Below are 11,719 nucleotides of genomic sequence, written 5' to 3' on the forward strand. Positions count from 1 at the left end.
CCGTTCGTGCGTACGGGGATTTGGGCGTGCGGGATGAGGGTGTGGTGCGCTCACATCGTGGCGCGCAGGTGGCTGACGGTGACGAAGTGGTAGCCGCGTGCAGTGAGGGTGCGCAGGATCTCGGGGACGGCTGCGACCGAGGTGGGGTGGATGTCGTGCATGAGGACGACGTCGTTGCGCCCGGCCTTGTTGATGACGGTCCGCGCGACCCTCGCCGCGTCGGGGTACTTCCAGTCCTCGGTGTCCACGTTCCACAGCACCGGCGAGAGGGTCGTGGCGTTCCTGACGGTCTGGTTGATGGCGCCGTAGGGCGGCCGGAAGAGGGTGGGGGTCTTGCCGGTGGCGGCCTTGATGGCGGCGTTGGTGCGGCTGAGCTGGCTGATGATCTGCCGGCGGGTGAGGCGGGTGAGGTCGGGGTGGTTCCAGGAGTGGTTGCCGATCTCGTGGCCGGCCCTGGCCTCGGCGCGGACCAGGCCGGGGTGGGCGGCGACGTTCTGGCCGACCGTGAAGAAGGTGACCCGGGCGTGATACCGCGCCAGGTACTTCAGCAGGGTCGCGGTCTCCGGGGCGGCGGGCCCGTCGTCGAAGGTCAGGGCGATACACCTGACCTTCTTGCAGTCGGTGTGGTCGGCGCCGGAGACGGTGTGGGTGATGACGGCCGGTGCCGGGGTGTGGTGCGCGCCCAGGTCGAGCGGGCCGGACGGCTGTACGGTCTGCTGCTGGGCGCGCTTGCCGAACGCGGACAGCCAGGGGGTGATCGTCTTCTTGGGGACGGTCACGGTGAGGGTTCCGGCGGCGGGGACGGCCACATCGCCGCGGTCGAAGGTCACCCACAGGGCGCCGTCGGCGGTGAAGGCCATGTCGTCCAGGACGGCGGCGCGGGAGGCCGGGTCGGAGAAGGCGTCGTCGAGGGCGGTGGCGTCCACGCCCTCGCGCCCCTTGAGCCGCGCCTTCAGAGCGGTGACGAAGGCGTCCCGGGAGCCGTCGGCGACGAGTCCGAGGGCCGTGCGGTATGCGTGGGCCTTCCCGTCGTACCAGTACGTCCTGGCGGACAGCCCGGACCCGGCGGCGCTGAGGTCCTTGGTGGTGAGCCGGACGCCGAGGACGTCGCCGGAGGCGACCAGGAACTGGTGGCCGATGTTGAGCTCGGTACCTTCCCCGTTGTCCTGGCCGTCCTCGCACGCCGTCGAGCGGAAGGTGGCCAGACGCTGCTCCACGTCCTTCTTCATCGCGGCCGTCATCGCCCGCGCGCCTGGCACGTCCGGGTAACTGGTCGCGAAGCGGCAGGAGGTGTCCTCGCTGTTGTCGCTGACGATCCGCAGGCCCTTGATCTTCGACGGGTCGACGCCGTGGACACGGGCGGACGCGGTGCTCGAACCGGTCCGCGCGCCGACGGTCGCGGCGTCCGAGTATGCGGAGGAGGCGGTCGAACAGGTCACGGTGAGGGACAGGGCGCCGAGCAGCATGAGGGTCGGAGCCATAGTGTGAGTGCGCATGAGACCAGAACCTGACTGAGGGGATTCGGAGATGCCGTCGACGGGGCGCCGCGGTCGTTCTGGTCCTGATCGTTCAGGTGGGATGCGTTGTTCAGCGACCCACCCAGGCGTACTGAACAATCCAAGCCCTGGATTTTCATTCTGGTTCAGGGTGTTTCGATGGCTTCCGGTATCGCATCATTCGCCGTCGACGATGGCGGTGCACACGTGTGCGACAGGCGATGACCTGATGCTTGTTCCCGGCCAGGTGAGGTACCTGTCCTGGAACGAGGAGGTGCCCGTGAGGCGCGGACGGGTCGGCGAAGACGTCACCATGTCCCGGGGGCTCGCCAGGCGGCGGGGCGACGGCCAGGGCGGCGAGAGCGACCGCGACGACGGTCGGCCGGGCGCCGAGTACCGGAGCCTTGGCGTACGCACGATGCGCAGGCGGTGAGTCTGTTCACTTACGGGCTCCGAGGGTGAGGCGGCTGTTCTGTCACGCCCCGACGACCCGGACGTCGGCCAGGTCGAGTTCGGGCACGGCCGCGGTCCTCACGGCGCTGCCCGACCCTGCAGACCGTCCGGTGTTCCGCCTCTGGGACGCTGAGGCGCGCCATGAGTCGGGCGTGTTGCCGCCGGGTCCGCGTTCGCCCGCAGATTGGTCAAGACCTCTTCAATCCTCCCTGGCACGTCTGGTGATGACATCGGACGGGTGGGTTCACTGCGCTGCATGGAACAACTGACGACCCGCGGACGACTGCGCCGGACGGCGCTCGCTCTCGCCGCCGCGGCCACCACGCTCGGCCTGACCCTGGGTGCGGCCTCGCCCGCCGGGGCCGTGACGGTACCGGCCGAGTTCGGCACCGACTACCACGACCCGCTCACCGCTGCCCCGGCCATCGCCACGCCGCACACCAGGTCCTGTTCGGTCACGGTCGCCGAGGCGAAGTTCAAGGACTTCACCCCCTACACCGGCACCTACACCCCGCCGACCGGCTGCGGCACCCCGGGCCGTTGGTCGAAGGTCGTGCTGCGCTTGGACGGCAGTGTGGCCGGGCGGCAGTACGACCGGCTCGGGTATCTCGACATCGGCGGGGTCGAGGTGTTCCGCACGTCGACGCCGGAACCGTCGCAGGACGGCATCGACTGGTCCGTCGAGAAGGACGTCACACGGTACGAGAAGACGCTGAGCGGTGAGCAGTCCGTCGACATGCTCATCGGCAACGTTGTCAACGACACCTACACCGGCGTCCTCGACGTCAGGGTCACGCTCACCTTCTACACCCCCGAGCCGGGCCGCACCGCATCGGCCACGCCGGCCGGCTCGGCTCCCGACCAGGTCATCCCGCTCAGCGACGCCGACAGCGTGACAACCGGCGCCTCGCTGACCGTGCCCCGCAACTCCGAGCGGATCCTCGCGGAGGTGTACGCGACCGGATCGGGCGGCGGCTGCGAGGAGTTCTGGTACTCGGCGGTCACGCCGTCGGCGTCGTACTCCTGCCAGGGCGGGGACGACGGCCCGTACCGCGAGGTCGAGGTCAGCATCGACGGGAAGGTGGCCGGGATCGCGTCGCCCTACCCGAACGTGTGGACCGGCGGCTGGTCGCCGTACCTGTGGTCGGTGCTCCCGTCGCCGACCGCCTTCGACGTACGACCGCTGGAGTTCGACCTGACCCCCTTCGCCGGGGAGCTGAACGACGGCAAGGCGCACACGGTCGACGTGTCGGTGCTCGGGGTGCCGAGCGGGCAGACCGGCTGGAGCGCGCCGACGAACATCCTGGTGTGGCAGGACGCCCACAAGCCGGTGGTGACGGGCGCGCTGACCTCGTACAGGACGTCGTCGCTGCCGAAGGTGACGAACACCTACGAGGACGGTTCCCTGCGCAGCCTGGTGACGGCAGGCGCGCACAGCCTGAAGGTCTCCGGTTATCTCGACACCTCCCACGGCCGGGTCACCACCACGGTCGACCGGTCCCTGACCACGGCGATCACCCACCACTGGACCCCGGACGAGAACACCGACAACCAGACCGGCCGCTGGACCGACGTCCAGAAGGTCACCGTGAACGGCCACACCTCGCGCACCGACCGCACATACACCCTGGACGGCCGCTCCACGATCGACACCGGCAACCGGCTCCGCGTGATCATGTCCGTCGACGACCACGCCCGCACGGACGGCATCCTCAGCGACGACAAGTACGCCGGAGACGCGACGTTCACGCTGGGCGTGGCCCGTGCGGACCGGCACGCCGTGGCGACGACGAGCGAGCGATACCGGCTCCGGGGAGCCGGGGTGTGCTACGACCACACGCTCGCCACGGAACAGGGCGTCCTGACGAAGGACGTACGACGCTGCTGACCATGAGCAACTGAACGCGCCCGAGGGCGTGATGCGCCGCCGTCGTCAGGGATCACCGGGCGGCGGCGCATCACCGTTCCGCTGCCGGTACGAGCGTTACATCCGGGGTCCGCGAACGTACATCACGCCGGAACGCGAACCGACGCGATCCTCACTCTCGACCGACGGTTGCCGGAGCGGAGTCGTGCACGCAACACGTCCGTGGTCAGGACGCTGGCCCAGAGGTTGGAGCTGTCCGCAGACATTGTGGGTCTGAAGCTCCCCCTGCCGGGCGGCCCCGCAGGTTCAACTGAAGGGACTCCCGTCCGACGCCGTTCTCGTGACGATTATCCTCGTGCGCCTCGTGCGCCTCGTGATCGCGGACCGACGTTCGGCACGTCCCGGACCGGACCGCCGGCATGTCGACGAGCCGCTCCTGGACGGCTTTCGCCGCCTGGCCCCCTGGTTACCGGTATCCCCATCACGGAGGTCGGCTCGGTCCGCCTCACACTGAGACGCTCGCCCGTTGCCGCTCCGCCTCCGCGAGGCGCGCTGAGCGTGTCCGGGTGCCGAAGGCGGCCAGGGCGATCGCGCCGAGCAGCCAGGTGCCGGCGATGAAGTAGAAGACGCTCTGGTAGCCGTGGCCGTTGTAGAGCGCGGCGACGATCAGTGGACCGGCGGCGTTGGACAGGCGGCCGAGGCCGTAGGAGGCGCTCGTGCCCAGCGAGCGGCTGCGGGTGTCGAAGAGTTCGGAGGAGTAGACATAGGCGAGGGCGGTGTAGCGCGGAGGGTGCTGCGATCTTTCACTGCCGGTTCGGGCGCTGACCTGGGTGAACGACTGAGCAGGGGACTCATCGGGCGCGCTTGGCTACACCGTGATTCCCCGCTGTTCCCCGCTCTGTCTGGTTGTGGTGCGGTGCGATGACCGCCATCCAGGAATCATGCCCCGGAGCGGCCAAGATCGGGCAAAAGACGCTCGCGCAACTGTTCGCCTTCCCGAAGCTGATCTAGCCTCGGTTCAGCTCCAGCGGACAGCTGACTGGACGTGACAGGCCGTGCGCGACGGCGATCATGCGCCCTCACCGGCCAGGGGGAGGAGCGCACCGGATGCGCCGCGGACGACCACTCGTGACACCCGCCGTTTTGGGGGTCCTGCTTAGCGGCCTCGGTGCCGGCACTGCTCACGCGGATACCGGTACCGCGCTGTACGTCGACAACCTTGCCGCCAACTGCAGCGACACCGGCCCCGGCTCGCAGGCAGAGCCCTTCTGCCAGATCCAGCCGGCCGCGCAGGCCGCGACTGCAGGCGACACCGTTCACATCGCCGGCAGCAACACCGCCTACGCCCCGGTGACCATATCGAGCAAGGGCACGGCAGACGCGCCCATCAGATTCTTCGCTGCAGCCGGCACCGGAACAGCCGTCAAGGTGGCAGGCGGGCAGACGACGGGGATCACCTTCTCGGCCGCCCAGTACGTCGACATGGCCGGTATCCACGCCTCGGCCAGCGCAACCACTGCCCTGGCCTTCGCGGACTCACAGCACATCACCTACCGCGTCGCCACCGTCGGAACCGGCCTCCACACGGCGGCGACCATCCCGGCGATCACGGTCGACGGTTCCTCCTCCGGTATCGCGCTCACCCGGGACCTGGTCACCCAGTCGGGCGGCCCGGTCTTCGCCAGCGCGGCCGGAGCACAGGACATCACGCTCTCCGACGACCGTGTCGCCGGGACCGTGAGTGGCGGCATCACGGCCGTGGGCACCACCGGCATCCACCTCGCCGGCGACACCATCTCGACGGTGTGCGGGAACGCCATCAGCCTGACAGGCGGCAGCTCCGGGTCGGTCGAGAACACCGTCGTGATGCCTGACACGACCACCACCTGTTCCGACACCGGCACACCGGCCGAGATCACGGTGGACGCCGCCTCCGCCGCGCAGATCACCGAGGACTACAACGCGGTCAACCCGCTGTCGACAGGCACCGACTACGACTGGGCCGGCACCGCGTACGCAACCAGCCAGGCCCTTCGGACCGGTACCGGGCAGGGTGTTCACGACCTCGACCAGACGGACCTGACCATCCCCGTGACGGGGTGGCTGACGGAGCACTCGCCGCTCATCGACTCGGCTGACGTCAACGCCCCCGGAGAACTCTCCACGGACTACTACGGCAAACCCAGGGTCAACGACTCTCTGGTCGCTGACACCGGCACGGGTGACAGCTCGTACGACCGGGGTGCCATGGAGTTCCAGGACCCGTTCACGGTGAGCGGGATCGCCATGTCGCCGCAGGCCGCCTACGTCGGAGTGGCCACCACCTTCACCGCCAAGGTGAACAATCCCTGGTCGGACTCGCTGGACGGCGCGAGTTACGCGTTCGACTTCGGCGACGGCACCACGACCACATCGTCCACCGGCTCAGCGACACACACTTACACGCAGGACTCCGGGAACGGCTACGTCCAGGCCGCGGTGACGGTGGACAGGGCCGACGGCACCCCGCTGGGCACGAGCGGGTTCATCACGTTCGGGGTCACCCAGCCCCCTGGGCCCGACGCTGGGCTCACCTGCGGTCAGGACCCGTCCGAACCCCGCACCACGAGCTGCGCGTTCACCGCCACCGGCTACTACCGGATGACCAGCGACCGGATCACCTTCGGCGACGGCTCGGCGGCCGTCGCGGTCACCGGCTCCGGCGGCTCCACAGCTCACACCTACGCCACCGCCGGCACATACACCGTCACGCAGCACATCACCGACTCCGACGGGCGCACCGCCACGGCGACCACCAAGGCGACGGTCGGCCCCTCCTACGTGGTCACGAGCCCGAAGCGCATCCTGGACACCCGTCACGGCACGGGCGCACCCCAACGGCCGGTCGGTCCCGGCAGTGTGGTGCGCCTGAAGGTCCTCGGTGCGGGCGGCATTCCGACCTCCGGGGTGACCGCGGTGACCATGAACGTCACCGACGCCGACGCCACCGTGAGCAGCTACGTCACGGTGTACCCGGACGGCACCGGTCGCCCGACCGCCTCCAACCTCAACTTCACCGCCGGTCGGGTCAACCCGAACCTGGTCACGGTCCGGGTCGGCAGCGACGGCTACGTCGACCTCTACAACGCTCACGGCGACGTCGACCTCATTGCCGACGTGGAGGGCTACTTCACCAGCGTGCCCAGGACCGGCGCGCACCTGAGCGGTCTGTATCCCCTCACCACACCCGAGCGGGACCTGGATACCCGCAACGGCACCGGCGTCCCCAAAGGCAAGGTCGCGCCGGGCAGCACCACGACCGTCACCCTGCGCCCCGGGAGTTCTTCCGCGGTGGCCGGCGTCCTCGACATCACCGCGACGGGAGGCACCACCAGCGGCGTGGTCACCGTCTACTGCGGAAGCCGCCCGAGTACATCGAACCTGAACTACCGCGCCGGGCAGACCGTCTCCAACCTGGTGGTCACACCCGTCTGCAGCGGCAAGATCGAGATCTACAACAGCGGCGGTCATGTCAACCTGATCGCGGACCTCCAGAGCCTCTACACCACAGGCGGAGGCCCGTTCGTACCGACCAGCCCCACTCGCTTCCTCGACACACGCAACGGCACGGGTGCCCCTGCCGAGCCGCTGGGTGCGGACGGCACACTCACTGTGAAGGTCGCTGGTGTCGACGGTGTCCCGGCCGACGCCGACGCGGTGCTGGTCAACCTCACGGGTGTCGCGCCGACCACCGCCACGCACCTGACGGCCTACGGCGACGGCAGCCTGCCGAATGTCTACAACGACAGCCTGGCCGCCGGAGAGACCCGCCCTGTCCTGGCCGTGCTTCCGGTCGGCGCAGACGGCTGCATCCGCATCAACAACGCTCAGGGAGCCGTCAACGTCATCGCCGACCTGGAGGGATACTCCGGCTGACCGGCTCCGGTCCCGCGAGCCGGCCACCAGCACGCTGTCCCGGACAGGGGTGCACGCTTTCCAACTGTGGTGGTGTCTCGCCGGGCCATGTACAGGGCCGTTCACCTGCGTTCATCGCTGGCCATATCCCAGGTCTCGCCGAGCTTCGGGTCTCGTATGAACGGCTGTGAACGGTGGTGAATGAGACGGAAAGTGAGATGGGCTTATCTGTGGCCGCTGAACCGTCGCCGAGAGGCCTGCGCCCTGCAGCGTCAGGGGTGGCCTGGGATGCAGCAGACAGGAGACATACGGCCTGGTTCCGGCGGCCTGCCTGGCTGTGGTCCCCTGAGCAGATGGAAGCTGTGCTGTCTGCTGCCGTCGCGGTGATCGGAACCTTGATGGGCTCAGTCGTTACGCACCTGCTTCAGGCGCGCACTGCTCAACGTGGTGAACGAGATCGCAACAGAGAGCTGTTGAGGCAAGAGCGGCTTGCAGCTTTCTGCGCTGTCGCGGATGCGCTGCACAGCGTTCGGCGTGCGGAACATGATCGGTGGAGGCAGGAGCGGCAGGGTGTGCAGGAACCGGACGCCGTTGCTGCGCGGGAGAGGTCGATCCAGCTTCGTCCGGCAGCCTGGTTCGCACTCACGCGTCTTCAACTGTTGGTAGGTGAGCCTGAGTTGGTGCAGGCGGCTCAGAGTGCATACCGTTCCGTCAGGGCTATTCACTGGGCTGAGAGCGAAGACGATCTACGCGGCAGGGACCGGGCTTCCCGCGCTGCTTTGGATGCATTTCTGTCAGCTGCGGCAACCAATATGCACCGATCTATGGTCCAGTGACCCTACGATCGGTTTGGTAATCGCATCCGCGTGCCGCTGGCCGGAGTGAAACCTCCGTCGCCCCTGCTGAGCGTATTCACACCGACGGTAAGGTCGCCCTGCTCGCCGGTGGCAGTGGTTCACCATCCGCCGGGACAGCGGCGAAAGACCGGTCGGACTCAGGAAGTCCGATGTCCGCTCCGGACGACTGAACGACGCGGGCCGTTGGATCGATGTACACAGCGCAGCCGCCCCGTCGGGCAGCCGCGATCAGCAGGCACGTGACAGCCGCATGGCCTCCCGCTTCCATCGGAGCCACGGGCCGCTCCTACGCGTGCCGCCAGCGTGCGCGATTGTCGCCGGCCTTTAACGAGCACACCATCGGTGTCCCATCGACGGTCACCCCGGTCGCGCCCACGGGGGAGCAGAACGCACCCGGGTGCACGACAACACCCTGGGTCGGCGAGGGCGTGCCGCCGCCGGGCTGACGCTCGCCGGTCTGGTGCACTCTGGCACCCGTGATCACCCCACCCGATACGTAGTAGGTACCGTTGTAGACCTTGACCGCGCCGGAGGTCTGCGTGGCTTCCAGACTGATCGCCACAGTCGGCCCGGATACCCCAAGCACTCGCAGACGGTCGTGGGAGGTCTCCGCGAAGGCCGCCACAAAACTGTCGTACGTCTGCGTGAAGCGTTTGCCCCCAAGATTCCAGGCGGTGCGGTAGTCGTGCGCGTTGATGGCCTCGTAGTAAGCCTTGACCACGGCTGCGGGCCCATTTGTGGACGGTGGCGACGTGGACCGCAATGGCGGCGTGTGGGTAACCATTGGCGCTGGCGATGAGGCCGCCGTGGAGGTAGACGACGGAGCGGTAGTCCCCCCTGGGCTCGGCGCGGCGCAAGCGGTGGCCATACCCACGGTCAACGCCATGGCGGGAAGAAGCGTTCGCCACATCGCCATCACCTGCCAAAAGCCGCACGGCTCCGATGCGATCGTGCCAGCTTATTACCGTCGTGGCGGACCACCACAGGGACCGAACGGCTCTGGTGCGGTGACCGTTCGGCCTGCTCGGCGCGATGCCAGTCGATGCACTCCGTTGTCTGGCACGCGGCGACTGATCGCCGAGGACAGCAAAAAGGCCCGGGTCAATGACCTGGGCCTTTGTCATGGAGCGGGTGACGAGAATCGAACTCGCACTCTCAGCTTGGGAAGCTGGGGGCATTTGGGGCTGGCCTTGGCGCTGACCTGGGCGGACGGTTGGGGTGTGGTCCTCTCGGGCCTGGCCGCTTTCCCCGTGATTCCCCGCTGTTCCCCGCGCTCTCTGGTGCGCCTGTGGTGCACGGGCGTTGTCAGTGGCTGCCCGTACGCTGCGGAGTGTTGGGTCGGTCTGCTGCTCGGTAAGGAGAGCGCGCGGCCAAGGGGGGTGGCTCAGAAGGGATCCCCGAGCCACGTCGGTCCGGGAGCTCGTGAAGCTTCGACACCACCCCCCTCCAAGCAATCGCCGAGAGGTCCGGGACCAAGCGTGGATCACTTCTTGCGGCGCTTGCTCGCACGCTTCTTCAGCTGGGCCTGGCCACGTTTCGTCCAGTCACCCTGATGGAGGTGGCAACGTGCCGTGCCCTTCAACGTCTTGTTCTGACAGCGACCTCCGGCCGCCGTTGGCCAACCGCACTTCCCTTGCTTCCACTCACCCACGTTTTCTCCCCCTCACGCTCGTTCGCTTCGTGTCTGGGCATCCAGCGTCTGGTACGTAGCTGACGTGGAGGAGGGCACACAGCCAGCGGAGTCGGGCGATGCGGGCGTACGCGGGTCAGTACAGCGGGAGCGTTCTGCCGGGTGCACGCTTTCCAACTGTGGTGGTGGGGTGTTGGGGTGTGTTCGGGAGCGTTCACCGGGGTTCATGGGCGGTTGGCCGTCGGCCTTGGGCCGACTTCGGGTCTCGCCTGAACGCCTGCGAACGGGCCTGAATGAGACGGAAAATGAGACGGCCGTCCGTTCTCCAGCCTCACTCTCACCGCCCCGGTAGGTCCGAGGCGGATCGCAGAAGCCGTGTTGGCTAAATAAGCCTACTTGTCCCGCTTCTGGGTCCGTCTTCACACTTCCGGCATGGTGTATCGGTGCCGCGCGCAGACCGACGACAGGACGTTATGCAGGAATCGGGTAACCGGCCCGGACATGCGATGCCATCTCCATCGCGGTCGGCCAGCAGGACGCGTCCCGACGCCCCGAAAAAGACCTGCGAAGCGTGCCCAAGCCCCGCGTCGAGCCCCGCGGCAGTCGGCCGTGACCAGGGCCGCCGCTCGGCCCCAACGACTCCCTCGGCCCCCAGTGCAAGCTACGCGGGAGCGCCAGAAGACAGAGGAAGCCGCACAGCTGTGCCTGGATGTCGTCGAACGCGGTGGCACCGCCGTCATCGCTGAGCGCGCGTCTGCTTACGTCTCGGACGAGACGTGGAAGAAGCTCGTGAAGCGCCATCGTCGGACGGGTTGTGATGATCTTGCCGAGTTGGCGCGCAACATCCTCAAGGGGAAAGAGCAGTTGCATGAGGCCGTTGGTCGCGCCGCCGGCGGCCTCTTCACTTTGCTAGGGCGCCCCAGGATCGAGCGGGTCTTTGCGCAGGAGCTGGCCCGGAGGATCCCGCTGCCGGTTGATGCAAAGCTCTCGGCAGCCGCGCGGGGCTTGCAGATCGCGGGTATCTACGTCTGCATCGTTGGCAGCAGGGACCTGGCCGATTGTGCCTGTCTGCGAGATGTACTCAGGGGTGAGGGCCAGGAACGCCTGCAACGCCTGATGCAGGGCGCGATAGAGGACTGGCAGTGGCTTCCCCGACGAATGCGTGATGGTGTAACCGAGTCATGAGGGGCTGGCTGCGGCAGGTACGTGATCCTTGGAACTGACTCCTAGGTTGGGAAGCTAAGGGCAATCAGGGCCCGTTCCGGGACTGACCTGCGGCGGAGCGGGGACGAGGCCCAATGAACGGTTAGTTGCTTCCCCGGTGTTTGCCGTGATTCATCGCACGATCTAGCACAGTTGTGGCACTGCTTCATGACCCCAGGCTGGCCGTGCGGCGATGTGCCTGTCTCGGAGTCGAGAGATCACTAAGACGTCATCCGCTTTCCGAACGTGATCGTTTAGTTCGGGTGGGTGGGCATGAACTCTCGTTCGTGGCGGGAGAGATGGGCGTGGTTCGTCCGCT

At 67.7% G+C, this 11,719-nt stretch carries 7 protein-coding genes and 1 pseudogene; 4 read left to right on the plus strand and 4 right to left on the minus strand.

All coding sequences use genetic code 11. The features are described 5' to 3' along the window. Positions 1-50: 50 nt before the first annotated feature. Positions 51-1,496: a polysaccharide deacetylase family protein gene (locus AB0I51_RS47485; protein WP_362985610.1), complete on the minus strand. Its 1,446-nt coding sequence runs from the start codon at positions 1,494-1,496 to the stop codon at positions 51-53. A gap of 280 nt (positions 1,497-1,776) precedes the next feature. On the opposite strand from AB0I51_RS47485, the gene AB0I51_RS47490 reads away from it, so the two are divergent. Next, the gene (locus AB0I51_RS47490) at positions 1,777-1,929 is read left to right on the plus strand and encodes a hypothetical protein (RefSeq protein ID WP_362985612.1); all 153 of its coding nucleotides are present in this window, start codon (positions 1,777-1,779) and stop codon (positions 1,927-1,929) included. A 276-nt stretch (positions 1,930-2,205) separates the two neighbouring features. Next, the gene (locus AB0I51_RS47495) at positions 2,206-3,837 is read left to right on the plus strand and encodes a peptide-N4-asparagine amidase (RefSeq protein ID WP_362985614.1); all 1,632 of its coding nucleotides are present in this window, start codon (positions 2,206-2,208) and stop codon (positions 3,835-3,837) included. Positions 3,838-4,321: 484 nt separating this feature from the next. Here the strand turns inward: AB0I51_RS47495 and AB0I51_RS47500 are convergent. Beyond that, a pseudogene (locus AB0I51_RS47500) lies at positions 4,322-4,597 on the minus strand (MFS transporter); the annotation flags it as partial. Positions 4,598-4,944: 347 nt separating this feature from the next. Here AB0I51_RS47500 and AB0I51_RS47505 point away from each other — a divergent pair. After that, positions 4,945-7,731 carry a PKD domain-containing protein gene (locus tag AB0I51_RS47505; RefSeq protein WP_362985616.1) on the plus strand — a complete coding sequence of 929 codons (2,787 nt, stop codon included), beginning with the start codon at positions 4,945-4,947 and terminating at the stop codon, positions 7,729-7,731. A 383-nt stretch (positions 7,732-8,114) separates the two neighbouring features. Here AB0I51_RS47505 and AB0I51_RS47510 read toward each other — a convergent pair whose 3' ends face one another. Next, positions 8,115-8,366: a hypothetical protein gene (locus tag AB0I51_RS47510; RefSeq protein WP_362985618.1), complete on the minus strand. Its 252-nt coding sequence runs from the start codon at positions 8,364-8,366 to the stop codon at positions 8,115-8,117. A gap of 487 nt (positions 8,367-8,853) precedes the next feature. Then, positions 8,854-9,288: a hypothetical protein gene (locus AB0I51_RS47515; protein ID WP_362985620.1), complete on the minus strand. Its 435-nt coding sequence runs from the start codon at positions 9,286-9,288 to the stop codon at positions 8,854-8,856. A 1,563-nt stretch (positions 9,289-10,851) separates the two neighbouring features. Here AB0I51_RS47515 and AB0I51_RS47520 point away from each other — a divergent pair. Beyond that, positions 10,852-11,382, plus strand: coding sequence for a hypothetical protein (locus AB0I51_RS47520; RefSeq protein WP_362985622.1), 531 nt, complete (start codon positions 10,852-10,854; stop codon positions 11,380-11,382). The last annotated feature ends 337 nt before the right edge of the window (positions 11,383-11,719 follow it).

Source organism: Streptomyces sp. NPDC050549, from assembly GCF_040655035.1.
In the GTDB taxonomy this organism is placed as follows: Bacteria; Actinomycetota; Actinomycetes; order Streptomycetales; family Streptomycetaceae; genus Streptomyces.